This is a genomic window from Clostridium sp. AF29-8BH (genome assembly GCF_003478145.1).
Classification (GTDB): Bacteria; Bacillota; Clostridia; order Lachnospirales; family Lachnospiraceae; genus Otoolea; species Otoolea fessa.
This window is the reverse complement of sequence record NZ_QUEL01000004.1, coordinates 24217-45091: the sequence shown is the minus strand read 5'-3', so window position 1 is coordinate 45091 and position 20875 is coordinate 24217. Positions and strand designations below refer to the sequence as shown.

The 20875-nt window shown below is 50.1% G+C and carries 16 protein-coding genes and 1 pseudogene; 2 read left to right on the top strand and 15 right to left on the bottom strand.

Features of this window, described 5'->3' with window-relative positions; all coding sequences use genetic code 11:
- Positions 1-23: 23 nt before the first annotated feature.
- Together DWZ16_RS04235 and DWZ16_RS04230 are read right to left on the bottom strand one after the other, a co-directional pair.
- Complete coding sequence (locus DWZ16_RS04235) at positions 24-473, bottom strand: GatB/YqeY domain-containing protein (protein WP_118481742.1); 450 nt, start codon at positions 471-473, stop codon at positions 24-26.
- Positions 474-760: 287 nt separating this feature from the next.
- A complete protein-coding gene (locus tag DWZ16_RS04230) occupies positions 761-2350 on the bottom strand; it encodes a peptide chain release factor 3 (RefSeq protein WP_106999734.1) in 1590 nt (529 codons plus the stop codon).
- A gap of 309 nt (positions 2351-2659) precedes the next feature.
- Here DWZ16_RS04230 and DWZ16_RS04225 point away from each other — a divergent pair, with 309 nt between their 5' ends.
- A complete protein-coding gene (locus DWZ16_RS04225; RefSeq protein ID WP_106999733.1) occupies positions 2660-3433 on the top strand; it encodes a type III pantothenate kinase in 774 nt (257 codons plus the stop codon).
- A 119-nt stretch (positions 3434-3552) separates the two neighbouring features.
- Here DWZ16_RS04225 and DWZ16_RS04220 read toward each other — a convergent pair whose 3' ends face one another.
- Positions 3553-4341 (bottom strand): SseB family protein, encoded by a 789-nt coding sequence (locus DWZ16_RS04220; RefSeq protein WP_022360225.1) that lies wholly within the window; start codon positions 4339-4341, stop codon positions 3553-3555.
- A gap of 450 nt (positions 4342-4791) precedes the next feature.
- Positions 4792-5568, bottom strand: a complete 777-nt coding sequence (gene sigG / locus DWZ16_RS04210) for an RNA polymerase sporulation sigma factor SigG (protein WP_106999731.1) — start codon at positions 5566-5568, stop codon at positions 4792-4794.
- A gap of 242 nt (positions 5569-5810) precedes the next feature.
- On the opposite strand from sigG, the gene DWZ16_RS04205 reads away from it, so the two are divergent.
- A complete protein-coding gene (locus tag DWZ16_RS04205; protein ID WP_022360223.1) occupies positions 5811-6878 on the top strand; it encodes an acyltransferase family protein in 1068 nt (355 codons plus the stop codon).
- Here DWZ16_RS04205 and sigE read toward each other — a convergent pair.
- The 11 genes and pseudogenes from sigE to DWZ16_RS04150 form a co-directional block, all read right to left on the bottom strand.
- Complete coding sequence (gene sigE / locus DWZ16_RS04200; RefSeq protein ID WP_118481741.1) at positions 6832-7590, bottom strand: RNA polymerase sporulation sigma factor SigE; 759 nt, start codon at positions 7588-7590, stop codon at positions 6832-6834. The genes DWZ16_RS04205 and sigE overlap by 47 nt on opposite strands.
- Positions 7591-7646: 56 nt before the next feature.
- Positions 7647-8435: a sigma-E processing peptidase SpoIIGA gene (locus DWZ16_RS04195; protein ID WP_182427293.1), complete on the bottom strand. Its 789-nt coding sequence runs from the start codon at positions 8433-8435 to the stop codon at positions 7647-7649.
- A gap of 352 nt (positions 8436-8787) precedes the next feature.
- Entirely contained in the window at positions 8788-10014 is a 1227-nt protein-coding gene (gene ftsZ, locus DWZ16_RS04190; protein ID WP_022360220.1) for a cell division protein FtsZ, read from the bottom strand.
- A 200-nt stretch (positions 10015-10214) separates the two neighbouring features.
- Positions 10215-10988, bottom strand: a complete 774-nt coding sequence (locus tag DWZ16_RS04185) for a cell division protein FtsQ/DivIB (RefSeq protein WP_233430135.1) — start codon at positions 10986-10988, stop codon at positions 10215-10217.
- Positions 10960-12243, bottom strand: a complete 1284-nt coding sequence (murA, locus tag DWZ16_RS04180; RefSeq protein ID WP_118522308.1) for a UDP-N-acetylglucosamine 1-carboxyvinyltransferase — start codon at positions 12241-12243, stop codon at positions 10960-10962. Before murA ends, DWZ16_RS04185 begins: the two co-directional genes overlap by 29 nt.
- Positions 12244-12349: 106 nt before the next feature.
- Entirely contained in the window at positions 12350-13504 is a 1155-nt protein-coding gene (locus tag DWZ16_RS04175; protein ID WP_117795227.1) for an FtsW/RodA/SpoVE family cell cycle protein, read from the bottom strand.
- Positions 13505-13743: 239 nt separating this feature from the next.
- Positions 13744-15091, bottom strand: a pseudogene (gene murD, locus DWZ16_RS04170) (UDP-N-acetylmuramoyl-L-alanine--D-glutamate ligase).
- 10 nt (positions 15092-15101) lie between these two features.
- Entirely contained in the window at positions 15102-16058 is a 957-nt protein-coding gene (gene mraY / locus DWZ16_RS04165) for a phospho-N-acetylmuramoyl-pentapeptide-transferase (protein WP_022360215.1), read from the bottom strand.
- Between the two features lie 88 nt (positions 16059-16146).
- Positions 16147-17928, bottom strand: a complete 1782-nt coding sequence (locus DWZ16_RS04160; protein WP_118481738.1) for a peptidoglycan D,D-transpeptidase FtsI family protein — start codon at positions 17926-17928, stop codon at positions 16147-16149.
- Between the two features lie 245 nt (positions 17929-18173).
- The gene (locus DWZ16_RS04155) at positions 18174-20345 is read right to left on the bottom strand and encodes a peptidoglycan D,D-transpeptidase FtsI family protein (RefSeq protein ID WP_243015172.1); all 2172 of its coding nucleotides are present in this window, start codon (positions 20343-20345) and stop codon (positions 18174-18176) included.
- Entirely contained in the window at positions 20323-20802 is a 480-nt protein-coding gene (locus DWZ16_RS04150; RefSeq protein ID WP_022360212.1) for a hypothetical protein, read from the bottom strand. The genes DWZ16_RS04155 and DWZ16_RS04150 overlap by 23 nt, the downstream gene beginning before the upstream one ends.
- Positions 20803-20875 lie beyond the last annotated feature (73 nt).

Here is a 20875-nt window from a genome sequence, read left to right as displayed (position 1 = left end):
GCCTCGTTCTTTTCCTTTGGTTATTATTTGGACAGAATTCCAGCCAGTACCTGGTTCACTACCTTTCCGTCTGCCTTGCCCTTTACCTTCGGCATCAGGGTTTTCATGATTTTGCCCTTGTCAGACGGTGCCGGATTTTCAATGTCAAGCTCTGCCAGAACACTTTTGATCACCTCTGCGATCTGCTCTTCGGTCAAATCCTCCGGTGCAAATTCCTGATAAACTGCCAGACGTGCCTGTGCCTCCTCGCGGATATCCGCACGATCTGCCGGAGCCAGTTCCAGAGTCTCCTTCGTCTGCTTGATCTCTTTCTTTACAACTGCGTCCGCCTCTTCCTCAGTCAGCGGGGAACGCTTGTCGATCTCCGCATTTTTCAGTGCGGATAACAGCATGGATAAGGAATCTTTTCTTGCTTTGTCTTTTGCTTTCATGGCTTCTACCATGGCTGCACGTACTACATCTACTCTGCTCATATGAAATGTCTCCTTTTCTGATTTTTTCTATATTTTCACCATGCCCAGGGGGGGGCGATGGGGACTCTCTCTTATTTCGCCATGCCCAGGGGTGCGATAGGGACTCTCTCTTGTTTTACCATGCCCAGGGGTGCGATAGGGACTCTCTCTTGTTTTACCATGCCCAGAGGTGCAAAACCTGCGGTTTCACACCCCTGTCCGGCTGCGCCGTATAGCAGAAATCCCCCTTTCAGCGCCTGAAAAATAAATTTTCCATTCGCTGAAACAGTGCTTTCCGCTGCATGGCTTTAGTTACGCCCAAACTCGCTTAACTTAAGCTTCGGATTCCGCTCTTCCACCATTCCCACACTCCAGCTGTTGACAAACAGAAGCAGTGGATTGTCTTTGAGGTCTTTGATCCGCTTCATATCCGAAGTTCCCTGAATCTTGGCAACGTCGATCTCGTCAGCGTTTTCTACCCAGCGGATGTACTCGTATGGAAGTTTTTCCAGCTTGACTTCTACATTGTACTCATTTTCCAGACGGTAGGTCAGTACCTCGAACTGGAGGACGCCGACTACGCCGACGATGATCTCTTCCATACCTGTGTTGAACTCCTGGAAGATCTGGATCGCACCTTCCTGGGCGATCTGGCTGATGCCCTTGATGAACTGCTTGCGCTTCATCGTGTCCATCTGGCGCACGCGTGCAAAATGTTCCGGTGCGAACGTAGGAATGCCTTCAAATTCTACCTTTTCACCTGTACAAAGTGTATCACCGATCGAGAAGATACCCGGATCGAATACACCGATGATATCGCCCGCATATGCCTCCTCGACGATCTTTCGATCCTGCGCCATCATCTGCTGTGGCTGGGAGAGACGGATCTTGCGTCCGCCCTGCACATGCGTTACTTCCATGCCTGCCTCAAATTTGCCGGAACAGATACGCATAAATGCGATACGGTCGCGGTGCGCCTTGTTCATATTTGCCTGAATCTTGAAGACAAACGCGCTGAAATTCGGAGAGAACGGATCCACCATGCCGGTTGTCGTATTTCTCGGCAGCGGCGAGGTTGTCATTTTCAGGAAATGCTCCAGGAATGTCTCTACACCAAAGTTTGTCAGCGCCGAACCAAAGAATACCGGGGATAAATTTCCGCGGCTGACACGCTCCATATCCAGCTCATCGCATGCGCCGTCCAGAAGCTCGATATCATCCATCAGCTGCCGATGGTAGTCTGGACCGATGATGGAGTTAACCTCATCGCCCTCTAACGAGAACTCCTGAGATGCGACCTCCTTCTGTCCGCCCATTGCTGCTGTGAAAGTTGTGATCTTCTTTGTGGCACGGTCATACACGCCCTTAAAATTCTTACCGCAGCCGATCGGCCAGTTGACCGGACAGGTACGGATGCCAAGCACGCTCTCGATCTCATCCATCAACTCAAACGGATCGCGCGCCTCGCGGTCCATCTTGTTGATAAAGGTAAAAATCGGGATGTGGCGCATAACGCAAACCTTGAAAAGCTTGATCGTCTGCGCCTCGACACCCTTAGAACCATCGATGACCATGACCGCCGAATCGGCTGCCATCAGAGTACGGTAGGTATCCTCCGAGAAATCCTGATGTCCTGGTGTATCCAGGATATTGATGCAGAATCCCTCATAATTAAACTGTAATACGGAAGAGGTAACCGAAATACCTCTCTCCTTCTCTATCTCCATCCAGTCAGAAACCGCGTGCTTGGCCGCTTTTCTTCCCTTGACCGTACCAGCCAGGTTGATCGCGCCTCCGTAGAGAAGAAACTTCTCCGTCAGGGTTGTCTTACCAGCATCCGGGTGGGAAATAATGGCGAATGTACGCCGTTTTTTGATCTGCTCCGCTATATTTTCCAAAAAAATCTTCCTCCAAACTTACTACCATTCTTTAACTTTGTCTAAACGTATTTATTCTATATTATTTTAAACGAATACGCAAGTCCAAGTTACGGTTCACTCACGCGCGATCGGTAACAGATCTTAAAAACATTTTTCATCTTCTTCTTGATCCTTTTCTTTAAAAAACATATAATCATACTATTAACGTGGATATATAATAAATAGTAACAGTTGAACATATGAAACCGTTGCGATAACTATACAATCAACATTTTATAAGAGATGTTGATTATTGTAGAGATGCAGGAGATATAAAGGAGTTATTTTATGATTCTAGCTATCGACGTTGGAAACACCAACATTATTATCGGCGTGATCGACGCAAAAAAAACGTATTTTGTAGAACGCATCACGACCACCATCGGAAAACCGAATCTGGAATATGCCGTGGCGCTGAAAAGTATTCTTGAAATTTACCATATCGCCCCAGATCAGCTTGATGGTGCGATCGTCTCCTCGGTCGTTCCGCCGCTTAACCGGACGATTCTTGCCGCCATCCGTAAAATAACGGGACTAAACGCAATGCTGGTCGGTTCCGGCATGAAAACCGGCTTAAACATCCTGATGGACAACCCGAAATCCGTCGGCAGCGATATGATCGTAAACGCAGTCGGTGCCCTTGCAGAGCATGAACCGCCAATCATCATCATCGAAATGGGAACCGCTACGACCATGTCTGTCATCGACAAAAACGGACGCTATGTCGGCGGCGCGATCCTGCCGGGACTTCGCGTTTCCCTCGACAGCATGAGCGCCAGCACTGCCCAGCTGCCGCGCATCAGCCTCGATACGCCGCGCCGTGTCATTGGCAAAAATACCATAGACTGCATGAGAAGCGGCGTCATATTTGGCAATGCCGCGATGATCGACGGTATGCTGGATCGCATCGAGGAAGAACTCGGAGAGAAAACTTCCATCATCGCCACCGGCGGCATCTCCAAGATTGTCCTGCCGCTCTGTTCGCATACGATCACGTATGATGGGGCGCTGTTGATGAAGGGATTACTACATTTATATGAAAAAAACAGGAGAACCGAATAATCAAAAAGGCTGTCTCTCGGCAGATGTATCTATATGATACATTCTGATGGGAGACAGCCTTTTCACCACAGTTTATTATGCTGACATCTATTCATTACCGGTCACGGTCACAGCAGCATTTATTTTACAACCTTCAGCTTCATATTCTCTTTCTCAATCCGATCCAGCTTCTCGCCGTCCAGACGGAGTGCAAATCCAAACGGATTTACCACGATTCCATTCACGTAATCCAGATATTTTTTCAGATCGCGGAAGCGGACTTCCATTGCTCCAAACTGATGTTTACGGTCAAATTTGCCAAATTCTACTAAATCCGTAAATGCCGGGTAATAGCGTACACCCTTTCCAGTGGTCAGAACCGGCACTGCCGTCGTCTTCTGCGGGTCAGCAACCGGAACCAGCAGACGCGCACCGTAAAGCTCTTTGCACATCAGATCCTGCATCTGTGGGAATGCCTGGTGCTGTACCAGTGCCTGATAGAACTGATTTGCAGAACGGACCAGGGACGGGTTCATCACGATCTCGGATGTATCCTTTGGTTTCTCGATGATGCTGAACAGCGACATGGACATATGATTTTCCTGTCCCTTGTCGATCACAACTGCCTCAAAACCGCTGCGGTAGAGGTCGTTGAAAAAGGAAATACGCTGTAATGGGCGGATCTCCAGTACCTTCGTCTCTACGCCGACCATCTCCAGCCCTTTCACGAACTCATCTGCATACTCGCGGCTGGTGTAAAGGAAAGCAGCCGCCTTGCCGTTCTCTGCACCCAGGAAGAAGTTTTTCGTCGCATGGACAGTCACAACAAACAGTCCCGGCTCTCTCTGAAGCAGCTCCAGAACCTCTCCCATCACTTTTTTATCTGCTTTATCCTGATGTTCTTTCATCAGTTCACGTAATTTCTCCATTTGAATTCCTCCGGCTCTTTTTAATGTACTCTCGGAATCTTTCTGTGCTTGATTTTGTGAGATGATTTTTTGTCAGCTGTGCTCAAATTTCTGAGGCGTACGCGGTGCGTACGTTGATGAAATTCGGGTACGGCTGGCGGAAAATCAGCCACAAAAGCGAGTGCAGAAAAGACTCCGAGAGTACATTTTATCATGCGCGGGGCTCAATCCGCCTGCGCCTGTCTTTTCTACTCTGTCTGCTGTCCATGACTGCCTGAGTGTCGCATCGCCAAGCTGCCTTTATCACTATATCAGATGGAATACTCCGCTCAACCCCAGTCAGATAACAGTCATCTGCTTGATTTTCAGATTCTTTTTGCAGACTATATCCTCTATATTTTAACACAGAGCCGCCAAACAATCAATCAGAAGAATCTCACACAATCCCTATAACACAATCCCTATCAACATTCAGCTCAAATAATGCTTCATGCTTTTTAACGCACTCTTCTCCAGCCGTGACACCTGCGCCTGCGAAATATGGATTTCTTCGGCAACCTCTGTCTGGGTCTTTCCCTCAAAAAAGCGCATATCAATAATGCGGCGTTCCCGGTCCGGCAGGCGCTGCATCGCCTCCCCCAGCGACAGATCCTCGACCCAATGTTCCTCTGAATTTTTCTTGTCACTGAGCTGATCCATCACGTAGAGCGGATCACCGCCGTCCGTATAGACCGGTTCGTACAGGCTGACCGGGCTCTGGATAGCATCGAGCGCATACGCAATCTCCTCTTTGCTGACTCCCAATTCTTTGGCAATCTCGCAGAGTGTCGGCTCCTTTGACTGCTTTTTCAGCAGATTTTCACGGGTATAGATCGCTTTGTATGCCGTATCGCGGAGCGACCGGCTGACCCGGATTGAATTGTTATCCCTCAAATACCGTTTCACCTCCCCCAGAATCATCGGAACCGCGTACGTCGAAAAACGAACATTCTGGGTAATATCAAAATTATCAATCGCCTTGATGAGGCCGATACAGCCAATCTGGAACAGATCGTCCACATTTTCCCGGCTGCCCGAAAAGCGCTGTATTACACTGAGCACCAGCCGCAGATTCCCCTTGATATACTGTTCTCTTGCCTCCCGATCGCCCTTTAGAATCCGGCGAAACAGTTCTTCTTTCTCCTCATTACTTAAAAGAGGCAGCTTGGATGTATTGACCCCGCAGATTTCCACTTTATAGACCGGCATTTCCATTCCCTCCGTATGATGGACGATCAACGCAAATAGTTGAATCGTTTTGATTTTTGTTTTGTCACCTATACATTAGAATGGACAATTCAAAGCTCATTTATACCCGGACAAATGAGAACCGTTTTCACTCATTCCAATTTCTTGCCTTTTCTGCCGTTCCATAGTAAAATATATTTTCAGGGATTTTACGATCAATATTATTTATAGAAAATAGAATTCAACCACAAGGAGATCCATTCATGAACACACAAAAAAAAGCCCGTTCCCTCTACTGGGATATCGTAAAGGGATGGGGCATTATTGCGATCGTGCTGGGGCATACCGGATATTTCGCCGGTGCGTTTGTCTATCTGTTCCACCTGGCGCTGTTCTTCTTTATCACAGGCTATTTTTATAATGAAACGAAATACGGGGATACGCCGTTTCTCTACTTCGGCTCCCGTCTCGCCGGTGCATGGCCCAGGTATATGTTCTACACGCTGTTTTTTGTCCTGCTTCACAACTTTTTTGTAACGCACAGGCTCTATGCGGGACAGGAACTTTACAACCATACCAGAATGCTTACGGCATGGATGAGCAGTCTTTCCTTCAACTCCCCGGAACAGGTTCAGGGTGCCCTCTGGTTTCTGCCGGTCTGGCTGGTGTCCTCCGGACTCTTTGCCGGATGCGTCTGGTTTGGACGCGCAGCTGCCCGCTTCACCCGGAAAGATAATGTCAAGCTTCCCGTATGTGCATTTGCATGCATCCTGATTGGCCTTGCCGGTGTCTTCTTAAATATGAGAAGCTGCCCGCTCCCTTACAATCTGCAGGCGGCGCTGCTCGTTGTTCCGGTCTATCTCATCGCCTGGCTGATGCAGCAGTTTTTCTCCAATTTCCGCCACTATACAGTCTGGTACGGCTGCCTGATAAGCGCCCTGCTTCTGCACCTGACGAACACAAAGCTTCACATTTTCATCGATCTGGCAAGCATGCACATTCCGGGCGTCTTATTTTATCCGATCTCCATCATTGGAATTTACTTCGTCCTTTCGCTCTCCGACCTGTCCGAGCGCATCAGACCGCTGGCAAAGGTCCTTGCCTTTTTAGGACGCCATTCCTTTGACATTATGGCGATTCACTTCACGCTGTTCAAGCTGATCGATTTTGCCTATGCCCGCTTCATTTTGAAGGAAATACCGGAAACGCTTTCCAACTTCCCGGTCTCCTTCCGCTATGAAATGGGTCCGTTTTACATCCTGATCGGTCTGTTTCTTCCAGCACTTATCGGCTGGTGTATAGACCGCATTGCTGCGAAATTTCTTTCTTGAGGCGTTTCATAATCTTCTTTTCCAGCCTCGATATGTATGACTGCGAGATACCCAGAAGGTCGGCAACCTCCTTCTGGGTCATTTCATCTTCCTGCTCTCTCCCCAGACCAAAGCGCAGCTTCACGATTTTCTGTTCCCGCGGATTCAGGCGGTTGATCGCCGCATTCAACAGTTTCCGCTCTGTCTCATCCTCCAGATCCCGGTAAATAATATCCTCATCCGTTCCCAAAATATCCGACAGAAGCAATTCATTTCCATCCCAGTCCACATTCAACGGCTCATCGATCGAAACCTCGAGCTTCGTCTTATTATTTCTCCGGAGATACATCAGAATCTCATTTTCAATACAACGGGATGCATAGGTCGCCAGCTTAATATTTTTATCCACGTCAAACGTGTTGATCGCCTTGATGAGACCGATCGTCCCGATCGAAATCAGATCTTCCACGCCCACGCTGGTGTTGTCAAACTTTCTTGCTATGTAGACCACCAGGCGCAGGTTGTGTTCGATCAGCGCCGAACGCGCCTCTTTATCCTCACTGGTTCCAAATTTTCTTAAAACCTCCGCCTCCCGCACACTGTCAAACGGTGCCGGAAGGATATCGGTTCCCCCGATATAATGAACTTCCCCGTCCCGGTGCATCAGAAATGACCGGAACGACGGCATCATTTTTAAACGAAACTGACCTGGAACTGAAACTTTTATAAACATACGCTTTTCCCCCTTATGTTGTTCGCTATGGTTCAGACCATAACGGCTGTTTTTCTTCACAACCAATATTTTTCATTGAGCAGCATCTGATACTCGCCCTTCTGCGACAGCGCCTCCTGTGAAATGGCAATCCACGGCTTCTCAATCACCCGCATACCGCCCTGACCGGACACTTCCATCCGCTCCGCCTGATATGCCGGAATCACGCCGCCGCCCTTTCCGACACTCCGAAATGGGATGTATTGGACACCGTCCTCCCAGGAAAAAAATCTCTCTGCCGCACACGCATCCAGCACCTGCACCGGACGCCCCGAAAGCGGCATCGTCAGATGGTTGCCTGTGTCGAGAATCGCCTGCACATGCCGCTCCCTGCCTTTGTTAAAAAGCGTTACCGCGTACTGGTGTTCCAGCTTCATACACCGCTGCATACCAAACCGCCACACCGCAGATGGAATCAGAAAACTGCCCCCCGCGGTAAACAGCCAGAACAGAAGATTCACCCGTATTCCAAGCGGCTGAACCAGTTCCATGCAGCCAGCCGCCAGCATAGATGCTATGTAAAGCCCGATCGCAGCTTCTGCCGCCTCCGACTTCCTACGGATGGAAAATGCCGTCCATACCATCAGCACGCTCATCGTGGCGCTTAGGAGCATCCGCCCGGCATATCCCAGCGGAACCGGAGCTAACACCATTCCTAACGCATACACGGCTCCCAGAATACTCCCTGCCAACCGCCCATACCGGCGTTCCGGCAGACGCAGGCAATTCTTCACCACCGACAGAAGCAGGAAATCCGCTGCCAGATTTTGCAGCAGGATGACATCCGCATACACACGATAGGTCACTGTCTCTTCCCACCTTTCTGTCCGACACGGGATATTATAAGAAAAAAGTTCCGCAAAATTTGTCAAACCGAGGGCGCAAAACGCCTGTTTTGATCGCCAAAAATCGGGGGGAAAACGTAAAATTTGAATAGATTCGACATAAGTCGAAGGTCTGAATCGACGATAAAAAAGAATGTGCCTTGGCACGTTAGTACTTTTTGTGTAATAGGGGATTCCAAGGAATTTCCTATTACACAAAAAAACACGCATCAGAAATTTTCACTTCTAATGCGTGTCTCTTCCAAAAGCAACTGCTTCTGTATATATTTTGTATTTTTACTAAAGCAAGAGCAGCTCATCTCTCACTCTTATATTATTTCTTATTTCTCAGAAAATCCGGAATATTGATCTGTGTTTCCTGGCGCATCGGGCGGAACGGCTGTGCCGGTGCCGACTGCGGTGCTTCCTTCGGAGCGACTGGCTGTGCCGGTGCTGCTGCAGATGGTGCACGGAAGGTCGGTGCCTTGTAGGTCGGCTGCGCTGCCGCTGCAGTCTGTGCTGCCGGCTGAGCGTATGTATTGCCAGTCGTCTTTGCCTTGAACGGAGTCTTGAACTCAGTCATCGCTTTTGCGACCGGTGTGTTCACACCGTGGGAATCCAGTCCAGTCGCAATAACAGTGATCGTCGCCTCATCCTGTGCATTCTCATCGTACATCGCACCGAAGATGATATTGGCATCGTCGCCTGCAAGCTCCTGTACATAACTGGCTGCGTCATTTGCCTCGATCAGGCTGATATCGCCGGAAATATTGATGATAACGTGGCTTGCACCCTCGATGGTTGTCTCAAGCAGCGGGCTGGATACAGCCTGCTTAACAGCCTCAAGTGCTTTGTCATCACCCTTCGCATGACCGATACCGATATGAGCGATACCCTTGTCCACCATAACGGTCTGAACATCTGCAAAGTCAAGATTGATAAGACCCGGAACATTGATCAGGTCGGTAATACCCTGTACTGCCTGCTGAAGAACCTCATCTGCTTTCTTCAGTGCATCCGGCATCGTGGTACGGCGGTCTACGATCTCAAGAAGTTTATCATTCGGGATAACGATCAGAGTATCGACAGCTGCTTTCAGTTTTTCGATACCATTGAGCGCGTTGCTCATACGGGTCTTTGCCTCGAAACGGAACGGCTTTGTGACAACGCCGACCGTCAGGATGCCCATATCTTTTGCGATACGTGCAATAACCGGAGCTGCACCTGTACCGGTACCGCCGCCCATACCTGCGGTAACGAATACCATATCTGCACCCTTGAGAGCCTGTGCCAGTTCTTCCTGGCTTTCCTCAGCTGCTTTCTCACCGATCTCCGGCTTTGCGCCTGCACCAAGTCCCTTGGTCAGCTTCTCACCAATCTGCATAGCTGTGGACGCCTTGCAGAACTGCAGTGCCTGCTTATCTGTATTGATACCGATAAATTCTACACCGGCAATATCTTCATCGATCATACGGTTGACAGCGTTGTTACCGGCTCCGCCGACACCTACTACTATAATTCTGGCAGAGTTCTCTGCTTCATTTATCTTTATCTCTAACAAGATACTTCCTCCTTCATTTTCCCATCTGTTCCGGTTTTATCATCTTTATACTAAAATTAGGGTCTTTTAAATCTAGCCTACCTAATACTATATTTGATTTTCAGCAAAAAATCAATCGTTTCTTTTATAAATTTTCAATAAACCAGTCACAATGTTACTGTTCACGCATACGTGCCAGTAACGGATTTTGCCGATTCTTCCTAGTTTTTATCAAACCGGTACATCGGATTTGCATTCGATTCATCGTAGCTGTCCAGATAGAGGGTTCCGGACAGATCCGGATAATCCCGCAGAATATCCGTCAGCTCCGAAAGTTTCCCGTTCATCTCACTGTTGCTTCCCAGCTCAACCTTCAAGCTCCTGATTTGAAGCGTCGCTTCCTTTTCCTTATTAAAACGGATCTCGTCCACCGCAACCTCGTTGACCGACAGCACCTGCGTCAGGTTCAGAATCTCGTTGAAAACGCTGATATCCTCGACCGGCAGCGGCTGATGCAGCACGATATGTCCAAAGGAAAGTCCGGCAATCTTCGGCACACCCGGCAATGTCTCGCTTGTGCTCTCCACAATGATGCCGTCCTTGTCAAAATACATCCGGCTGTTCATGTAGGAAACGTAACCAACCACACTCTTCTCGTAGACGATCACCTCCACGTCCGACGGGCTGCGGAACACCAGCTTGTAATCCTGCACGAACGGAATTGACTTGTGCGGCCGGAAGCGGTACTGCAGATAGCAGAACACCGGATTCCGGCTCAGCCGCGAATCGAAAATAGACGCCTCTATCTGCTCTGCCGTATATTGCCGGTTTCCACTGACATGGATTGTATTGATCTGAAGCAGCGACAGACCGACAAAAAACGCGGCCGCCACAAGAAGTGCTGCCGCCGTGATCCAGATATGTTTTTTTCCACGGCGGCGCCATACCTTTTCCTCTGTTTTTTTTTCAATCTGTATCTTCTCTATCTCCATCATCCTCCCGGCGCCGGATCTCTGCTCCTAATGCCCGCAAATCCCGACAAATATCTTCATATCCCCGCTCAATATGTTCACATTCTGATACTCTGGTCCATCCGTCCGCCCCCAGGGCTGCCACCGTCAGGGCTGCACCGCCCCGCAGATCACGGGCACGCACCAAAGCTCCCCGCAAGGTTTCCACTCCGTCAATTCGGGCAATGTTCCCGCTGCATTCGATGTTCGCCCCCATTTTTTGAAGCTCCGCCGCTGTGCCAAACCGGTTTTCAAATACCGTCTCCCGCAGCATACTGGTTCCATCTGCCCGTGACAGCGCCGCCATCAAAAACGGCTGCAGATCGGTCGGAAACGCCGGATACGGTCCGGTTTTCACCGATACCGCCCGCAGGCGCTGTCCGCCGTGTACATATATAAGTTCCGGTTCCTGATAAAGCGAAACGCCCATATGCTCCAACACCCCGGTCAATGCACGCAGCTCCTGTGTCTGCACGCCGTCCACGATCACCTCACCGCTACAGGACGCAGCGGCAAGAAGATAGGTCCCGGCTACGATCCGGTCGCCGCCGATCACAAACCGGCTGTCATGGAGCGGCAATCCGCCTTCTATGATCAGCGCATCCGTCCCGATCCCCCGGATCGATGCCCCCATACCATTTAGGAAATGGCACAGCTGTCCAATCTCCGGTTCCCGCGCGCATCCCCGCAGAACCGTCCGCCCCACCGCTGCCACAGCGGCAAACAGGGCATTTTCCACCGCGCCGACACTCGGAAACGGAAAAATAATCTCTGCCCCGCGAAGTCCCGTTGTCTGTGCATGCAGGAAGCCGTCCGGCTCCGGTTCCCGTATTTCCGCGCCCAGCGCACGGAGTGCCCGCAAATGCCAGTCGATTGGACGTTTTCCGATCATACATCCGCCGGGGCTGTAGACACCCGCCTCGCAAAAGCGTCCCAGAAGCGCTCCCAAAAGCATAATGGACGAGCGCATTTTCCCCATCGCTTTCTGCTCGATCCGCCAGCCATTCATCTTCGAAGTATCGATTTCCAGACGGTTTCCGTGCAACGCACACCGGCATCCCAGAGAATCAAGAATCCCCATCATACAGAACACATCCTGTATTCTGGGGACATTTTCAAGCACGGTAATTCCGCGGTTTAACACTGACGCCGCCATCATCGGCAAAACTGCATTTTTCGACCCCTGCACCGTGAGTCCGCCCTGAATCCGGCACGGTCCGTGAATCTCGATGAAAGCCAAACAATCCCCTCCCACCGGCATCTATGTATTATTATATGCCAACGAGAGAAAATGGTTCTCATTTTCTACATTTCCCGAAGTAAATATGTAACTCCGCCAAATATTCCTACTGCTCCAACTTAATCTGGTTCGAGACGCTTAACACCATCCCCATCTCCAGCATCAGGAACATGACGGACGTACCTCCGTAACTGATAAACGGCAGCGTAACACCCGTGTTCGGGATCGTATTCGTAACAACCGCGATATTTAAGATAACCTGAATCGCGATGTGTGCCATCACACCGATCACGATCATCGCACCCATCAGATCCGGTGCATTTCCAGCAATTACCATGAAGCGGTAAATCATAAACATGAAAATCAGAATGACCGAAATCGCGCCAAACAGACCTAATTCCTCACAGATAATCGAAAAAATCATATCATTCTGCGCCTCTGGCACGAAACCGAGCTTCTGGAGACTCTCGCCCAGTCCCTTTCCAAACAGACCGCCGGAACCGATCGCGTACAGACCCTGGAGCACCTGATAACCGCCGGAACGTGCATACTGCACCGGGTTGACCCAGACATTGATTCGTCCCAGCTGATAATCCTTCAGGATATGGAGCTTTACCAGCAGATGCCCTATATAGGGGGCGACCGCCAGAAGTCCGACGCCGCCTCCGATGCAGAGGAAAAACGGCCATTTGATCTTGCACGCCACAAACAGCATCACAAACACGATGCCGCAGATGATGATACCAGAACTTAAGTTGTTCGCCGTAACCAAAAGTGCCAGCGGCGCCGACAGCGCCACGATAAATCCGACTGCCCGCAGCTGGTTGATCCGCACGCCCAGATTGGCAATCAGAACCGCCAGAAGCAGAATCAGGGAAATCTTGACAATCTCGGTCGGCTGGAACTGGAGCGGTCCCAGGCGCAGCCAGCGCTTCTTACCATGCGATGCCACGCCCAGAGGTGTAAAACGCGTCAGAAGCAGCGTCACGTATGAAACGATATATCCCAGCATCGCAAACCGCGCAAACCAGTGATAATCTATCTTGGAGACGATATACATCGCAACAAAGCTGACACCCGCGATGCCCGCCTGACGAAGCATAAAATATCCCGGATTGCCGTAATCAAGCTGCGCCTTATAGGAGCTCGCGCTGTAAATCATGATCAGTCCGAATACCGTCAGGAAAATGATGGTAAACAGCAGACTGTAATCATAAAACCGATGTGGTTTTTTCTTTTTAATTTTTCCCGGTTCCGGCATACTTCCACTCCCCTGCTTTTTGTTGTTACAGTTTCGAAATTCTGCCTGTAAACGGCAGTTTTTCCTTCAAATCAGGGCTGCCGCAGACAAATGCCGGCTGCGACAGCCCCCTTAAATACATTAAGCCTTTATTCTTCCAATACCGAATTGCTGCGTGCTTTGCACTCCGCAATTCTCAAAAGTCACAATTCCTCCTGCAAGCAATCTTGCGTCGGATTTCCGACCTTTGAACCTTGGTATTACAAATTTCTCACAAACTCTTTGAATTTGCGTCCGCGCTCTTCAAAGTTCTTGAACTGCCCCCAGCTTGCACATGCCGGTGAAAGCAGGACGTTATCGCCCGGATTTGCGTAGGATGCACATACCTGTACAGCCTCCTGCAGATCTTCCGCGTACATGATATCATTGAAGCCGTGGCGTTTTGCACACTCGGCAATCTTGTCGCGGGTCTGGCCGATCAGCACCAGATAGCGTACCTTTCCGCCAAAGCTCTCGATCCACTCGTCAAACTCGGAATGCTTATCATATCCGCCTGCGATTAATAAGGTCGGTCCCGGCATCGCCTTGATCGCCTGCATCGCTGCATCCGGGTTGGTTCCCTTGGAATCGTTGTAGTATTTGACACCAAAACGCTCGGTTACGAACTCAATGCGGTGTTCAACTGCCTTGAATTCCTTGATCACCTTCTGGATCTTCTCCAGCGGAACGCCCATGTTCATACTGATAGCAACCGCTGCCATAACATTTTCATGGTTATGACGGCCAAGTAGCTTCAGATCGTGGATATTGACAATCACGGTCTCTTTCTCGCCGTCGTTGTATACAATCTCATCCTCTTTCAGGTAGAAACCTTGTTTCAGGGTACGCAGACTGGAAAAATATACCACCTTGATGTCTTTTAAAGTCTCACCAAATTCACGCAGTACCGGATCCTCATAGTTCAGGACGCAGACATCGCCCTCTTTCTGGTTCTTGGTAATGCTCTCTTTCGTCTCGATGTAGCATTCCATCGTCTTATGACGATCCAGATGATCCGGGGTAATATTTAAAATAGCGCTTACATTCGGGTGGAAATCAGTCATGGTCTCCAGCATGAAGCTCGATACCTCTGCGACGGTTACGGTCTCATCCGTTGTCTCCAATGCGTGGAATGCAAACGGCTCACCGATATTTCCAACTACAAATACGCTGTCATAGAATGACTTCATGATCTCGCCGGTCAGGGAAGTCGTTGTTGTCTTTCCGTTCGTGCCGGTAATGGCTGCCATACGTCCTTTGGCACAGTGATATGCAAGCTGCATCTCGCCCCAGATCGGAATACCGGTTTCACGAATCATCTCTACAAACGGTGCATCGGTCGGGATGCCTGGCTTAAAATTGCCAGCTCCACGCCTAACAAATCCGTCTTTTTCAGCTCTCCGAGGACGAACGTGATCGTCGCGCCTCGTCAAATTTCTTTTTCAGCTCCTCTTGATCCAGTTTTTCATTGCCATCGTAAAGCACTACCTCCCCGCCTTTTGAGAGAAGGAGCTTTGCAGCTGCAATACCGCTGATACCTGTTCCTGCTACTAATACTTTCTGACTCATAATCTTCCTCCTATAATCCTAAGTATGCTATAAGGCAAAGGATTGCCGTAATAATCGAAAATACGCCTACGACCCTGGTCTCAGACCATCCGCAGAGCTCGAAATGATGATGGATCGGCGCCATCTTGAAAAAACGCTTTCCGCCCGTCTTCTTAAAATAGGTTACCTGAATAATAACAGATAATACTTCCACCAGATAAATCAGACCCACGATCGCGATAAAGATCGGCATCTGCATCATAAAGGCACTGGAAGCGACAAAACCGCCGAGTGCCAGTGAACCGGTATCGCCCATGAACACACGCGCCGGATAGACATTGAACAGAAGAAAGCCCAGAAGACTTCCAACTACTGCGCCGGTAATCGGGCTAATGCCGCTGTTCTCCCCGATCGCCACGATCGTAAAGAACGTTGCTACCAGAATCGTCACACTGGTGCACAGACCGTCCAGACCATCTGTGAAGTTCACGCCATTGTCAGTTCCCAGAATGATGAAGAACAGTGCCGGTACAAACAGCCAGACCGGAAGCTGTAAATACTTGCCGGTAAATGGAATCAGCATCCCTGTTCCGATGTCCGGTGAGGTTACAATATAATAGGCAAAAATACCTGTGATCACAAACTGTCCGATCAGCTTCTGAATCGGATTTAAGCCCTCTGAACGTTTCATCACGATCTTGATGTAATCGTCCAGAAATCCAACCACGCCGAATCCAACGGTCATAAACAGCACCGGAATGATCTTCGGATAATCCCGGATATATAGCAGGGACGTAATGATGATGCTGGAAAGAATTACCAGACCGCCCATCGTCGGGGTTCCCTGCTTTTTCAGATGCGTCTGCGGCCCGTCATCGCGCACCTGCTGTCCGAATTTCAACCTGTGGAGAAACGGTATCACGATCGGGCACAGCACTGCGCTGACCACAAATGCGATGATAACCGCCAGTATTGTTTCATTTACCATGTCACACCTCTAACTTATCTTCCTATGTATACAGAGATAGTTCCTCAAATTATACACTTCAATAGTATACGTCTTTTTAGGGGAATAATCAACCTCTTTTCTCCACCCCCAGATACGGCAAAATGACCTCAAACAGATCGCGGATCACCGGGGCGGCAATCGTCCCGCCATAGTAGATTCCTTCCGGTTCATCGATGGTGATAAGCGCGATCACCTGCGGATCGTCCGCCGGTGCAAACCCTAAAAATGAGGAAATATATTTTTTCCGGCTCCTTGGAAGTTTCTCCGAGGTTGCCGTCTTTCCGCCGATCCGGTAGCCCTCGATCCGGGCGTTTTTTCCACTCCCCTCCGCCACCACCTGTTCCAGAATATAACGCAGCGTCTCACTCGTCTGCTCCGATAAGATTCTCTCCCCTTTTGGATAGGTAAACACGTGGACTGCCTGACCATCTGCTCGCACGGCACGGATCCCGATGTGCGGTGTGATGCGCGTGCCTCCGTTGATCAGGGAGGATGCCGTTGTAATGAGCTGGATCGGCGTGATCTGAAACGACTGCCCAAAAGAGACGGTCGCCAGCTCCACCGGTCCGATCTGATCCGGCTGGTGCATGATCGTCCCCGCCTCACCCGGCAGATCAATCCCAGTCTTTCCCAGCAGACCAAACTGCTTAAAATACTGATAGTACCGCTCCGGTCCCAGCCGCTGTCCGACATCGATCAGAACAGGATTGCAGGAATTCATCATTCCCTGTAAAAACGTCTCCCCGCCGTGTCCGCCCACCTTGTGACACCGAATCTTCCGATCTTCCACGATCCGGAATCCTGGGCAGGAAAACTGATCAGTCAGGTTGACCACGCCCGCCTCCAGTCCCGCAGCGGCAGTCACGATTTTGAATGTAGACCCCGGTTCGTATGTATCATTTAAACAGGGATTGCGCCACATCTGATTGAGGAGAGCTTGTTTATTTTGCGCTGATGCTGCGTGTGACTGCACTTCATTCTTCCAGGATATGTCTTCTTCTGTTTCTGAATCTTCGTTTTTTCCATCTGTCACCAGCTCAAACGGCTCATTCAATGAAAACTCCGGTGCATTTACCATTGCATAGATTTCCCCGTTCTTCGGGTTCATCACGATGATCGAGACGCGGTTCGCATTCTTTTTCTGCATCGTCTGGTACGCCGCCTGTTCCGCGTACATCTGGATATTGACATCCAGACTCGCCTGCAGATCCCGCCCTGCCTCCGGCTCGATGCGATCCTCCGCCTCATTTTCCAGCTCGATCCCCGCCGCGTCCGTGAGCGTCAGGATCTTGCCATCCGTGCCCTTTAAATACTTCTCATACTGTACTTCCAGACCGATGATCCCCTGGTTGTCTCCCCCGGTAAATCCCAGTACCTTCGATGCCAGACGTCCATATGGATAATATCGCTTATAGTCCTCATCTACCTTGACCCCCTCCAGGCGCCTTGCCCGGATCGCATCGCCCCGCGTTTTCTCTACATTAGACTTGATCACCTCTCTGGAAGATCGTTTTTCCGTCTTTTTCCGCACCTCCGCCTCCGGAAGTCCCAGTTCTTCGCTTAAAACCCGGATAACTGTCTCCGGATCTTTTACCTGATTATGAATCACTGAGATAGTACACACAGTCCGGTTATCAGCGATCACCGTTCCGTTCCGGTCAAGGATCCGCCCGCGCGGCGCTTTGATACTGCGCTCCCGCCGATGCAGCTCCTCCGCCATCTGGCTGTAATAATCCGCTTTATACAGCATAAGGAAGAACAGTCTCCCCGCCAATCCTGCCATGCACAGGCAGATGGCGGCGCACAAAAAGACAGTTCTTCCTCTGTGATGCGTCCGGTTCCGATTCATACTGCTTCCTGTCTGATCTCATTGCTACAGTATATCATAAGAACCGTTTCTTTATTCTGTATTTTCGTTACTGTTCACACGCGTGTGCCCAGCAACGGGATTTTGCCGATGCTACGCATTCCAAATCGGCAAAATCTGCTGCCAGAACTGTATCGTACGGATTTTTCAGTTCAGAAAATTCCTACCTGTGAACAGTTACGTATTTTCCACGCAGGATAGATAACTCTTCCCGACAGGCACAATTCTTAATCTCCCGCTGCCTGCGCTTCCTGGGAAGATGCCGTTTCTCCGGCATTATCCGCTGTTCCGGTGTCTCTGCCCGTTCCAGCCGTTTCACCGTTTCCAACCGCCGCCGATTCATCCTGCACATTTCCCATCGTATCCGGATAGCTGTACTCGTCTCCGGAATCGATAAATTCCTCATCGTAGTTCGCCCAGCCGCCCTCCGGAGCCGGAGTCGTCTCTGCCGGTGTTTCAGCTGCATTCGGATCCTCGGTCGCTGTGCCGCTTATAATGCCTTCTTCCTGGCTGGAAAGATTGGTCTCGAGATCCTGTGCCGCGCCGCCTGCCGGGAATACATTCTTATATGGAAGGACTTCCGCCATGATCTTGCTGAAAATCTCGCTGGCAAAAGTCGAATGTGCCTGCTGCTCGCCCGGCAGATGCGGAGTATCTACTACCACATAGCAGAGCACCTGCGGATTGTATGCCGGTGCATATCCGATAAAGGAAACCAGATAATTCTTCTCCGCACGCGGCTGCTTCTGCGCCGTACCTGTCTTACCAGCCACTTCGTAACCGGCAACTGCCGCCGCGCCCGCGGTACCGCCATCACCTGATACTGTCTGGTAAAGCGCATTATTAATGAAGTTCGAGGTCGATTCCGAAACCGTCTCTCGCACCAGATTTGGGGAAACGGATTTGACAACGGATCCTTCGTCGTTCAGAATCTCTTTTACCACATGCGGCTCATAATAGGAACCGCCGTTGATTAAGGACGCATATCCGGCTGCCATCTGCACCATCGTACAGTTATAGTTCTGTCCAAATGCGTTGGTCGCCAGAGAAGCCGGATCCATATTGGACGCCTGATAAATCAGACCGGACGCCTCACCCGGAAGGTCGATGCCCGTCTTCTCGCCAAATCCGAAAATCTTCTGATACTGGACAAACTTCTCTTTTCCCTCCAGTGATACAATACGCATCATAACGACGTTGCAGGATTTCATCAATCCCTGTGTGATCGTCAGCGGTCCGTGACCGGCTCGGGCAACACACCGGATATCCCAGTCTCCGAAATGCAGTTTTCCGCCGCACTCAAAGACCTCGTTTCCGGAAATCGCGCCTTCCTCGATCGCCCCGGCTACCGTAAATGCCTTCTGTGGAGAACCCGGCTCATAGGAGTCGCTCACGCAGAAGTTTCTCCACATTTTATACCACGCCTCGGACTTCGCCTTTTCATCCATCGCCTGAATTTCCTCATCCGTATAGTAGGTGCTTAAATTGTACGGATCATTCAGATTGTAACGGGTCGTCGTATCCATCGCCAGGATCTCACCGCTGTTCGGATCCATGACGATCGCCGCCGCCAGATTACTTCCAATGCCCGCCTGCCACTCATCCAGATATTTCTGGACAATCTTCTGGATGTTGACGTCGATCGTCAACTCCAGCGTCTTTCCGTTCTGCGCCGGTTTTACCGTTCGCTCGACGTTCGAATCGCCGTTTAAATAACCATACTCACGACCGCTCACACCGTTCAGGATATCATTATAATACTGTTCAACACCGCCGGATGCATTGCCATCCTTGAGGGCAAAACCAACCACATTGCATGCCAGCTCATTGTACGGATACGTTCTCTTATATTCTTCCTCGAACCATACGCCCGTGATACGCTGGTTGCCGCCTTCCTCCGTCGGCAGCGCCCGGTATTCCTTGTTCTTGTCCTTCTCATAAGTCTCAAACTTCTCTTTGTCTTCCGCTGGAAGCTGTTTCGCATAGATCACATACTGGCTGTCTTTTTTCTCCTCGATCATCGCCTGCAGCTCGTCCCGCTTGTAACCGAAGCACTCCACCAGCGCGTCCAGCGTGGCATCGAGATACTGGTAGTTCTCCTCCGTATCCAGAATCTGCTTCGGATCGACGACCAGATTGTAAACTTTCTCGCTAATCGCCAGATACGTCCCGTTCCGGTCGATAATATTGCCGCGCTTGTAGGGAATCGTGCGGCTCTCATAGTCCTGATGGCTCAGGACTATCTGATTGTACGACTCGCCCTTACTTTTTACCAGATTATAAAGCACCAGCACCAATGCAAACAAAGCCAGCATAATTACCAGGACGGTAATTGCCAGCTTTTCCTGCATATATTTCCGAAAGGTCTGTCTGCCGTTAGTGTTTTGGGATGTCCTCATACTGTCTTACATACTCGCTTTCCGTCTTGTCATATAAAAGAATCTGATCCTTATTTGCATATACCATGCCGAGCTCTTCGGTCGCCACTTTATATACATGATCCAGATCCACATACGTGTCAATCCGGGTCTGAAGTGCATCATTCTCGGACTTCAGGTTCTCCAGTTTCAGCTCCAGATCCTCAATGTGGTTGATACGGGTCGTGATCGACGCCTGCTTATGCAGATAATTCATACATAAAACCAGCGTGATCAGCGCAGCGATGGTCAGCGCCAGCACATACGGTCCGTTCATGTAAAGCGCCTTTTCCTGGTTGCGGCGCACGGCGTGTTTATGCCGGTACTCCTCTCTCTCATCTCTTTCTGGTCTTATCTCCACGGTTCTCTGAACTTTTCGCACGGTATTACCGTCCACATACGTGGAGGCCGATACATGTTGTCTCCTTCTGACAGACATAACGTTCCCTCCCTGCTCTTTCGCTTTTTCTCTCTTTTATCTCCCCCGCACCTGAAACGATCTCTGTTCTGAG

What these genes read in the sequence shown, in the direction of transcription:
- DWZ16_RS04235 (WP_118481742.1), bottom strand. Translation starts at nt 473, where the DNA reads ATGAGCAGAGTAGATGTAGTACGTGCAGCCATGGTAGAAGCCATGAAA.
- DWZ16_RS04225 (WP_106999733.1), top strand. Translation starts at nt 2,660, where the DNA reads ATGATTCTAGCTATCGACGTTGGAAACACCAACATTATTATCGGCGTG.
- DWZ16_RS04220 (WP_022360225.1), bottom strand. Translation starts at nt 4,341, where the DNA reads ATGGAGAAATTACGTGAACTGATGAAAGAACATCAGGATAAAGCAGAT.
- sigG (WP_106999731.1), bottom strand. Translation starts at nt 5,568, where the DNA reads ATGCCGGTCTATAAAGTGGAAATCTGCGGGGTCAATACATCCAAGCTG.
- DWZ16_RS04205 (WP_022360223.1), top strand. Translation starts at nt 5,811, where the DNA reads ATGAACACACAAAAAAAAGCCCGTTCCCTCTACTGGGATATCGTAAAG.
- sigE (WP_118481741.1), bottom strand. Translation starts at nt 7,590, where the DNA reads ATGTTTATAAAAGTTTCAGTTCCAGGTCAGTTTCGTTTAAAAATGATG.
- DWZ16_RS04185 (WP_233430135.1), bottom strand. Translation starts at nt 10,988, where the DNA reads ATGATGGAGATAGAGAAGATACAGATTGAAAAAAAAACAGAGGAAAAG.
- DWZ16_RS04175 (WP_117795227.1), bottom strand. Translation starts at nt 13,504, where the DNA reads ATGCCGGAACCGGGAAAAATTAAAAAGAAAAAACCACATCGGTTTTAT.
- mraY (WP_022360215.1), bottom strand. Translation starts at nt 16,058, where the DNA reads ATGGTAAATGAAACAATACTGGCGGTTATCATCGCATTTGTGGTCAGC.
- DWZ16_RS04160 (WP_118481738.1), bottom strand. Translation starts at nt 17,928, where the DNA reads ATGAATCGGAACCGGACGCATCACAGAGGAAGAACTGTCTTTTTGTGC.
- DWZ16_RS04155 (WP_243015172.1), bottom strand. Translation starts at nt 20,345, where the DNA reads ATGAGGACATCCCAAAACACTAACGGCAGACAGACCTTTCGGAAATAT.
- DWZ16_RS04150 (WP_022360212.1), bottom strand. Translation starts at nt 20,802, where the DNA reads ATGTCTGTCAGAAGGAGACAACATGTATCGGCCTCCACGTATGTGGAC.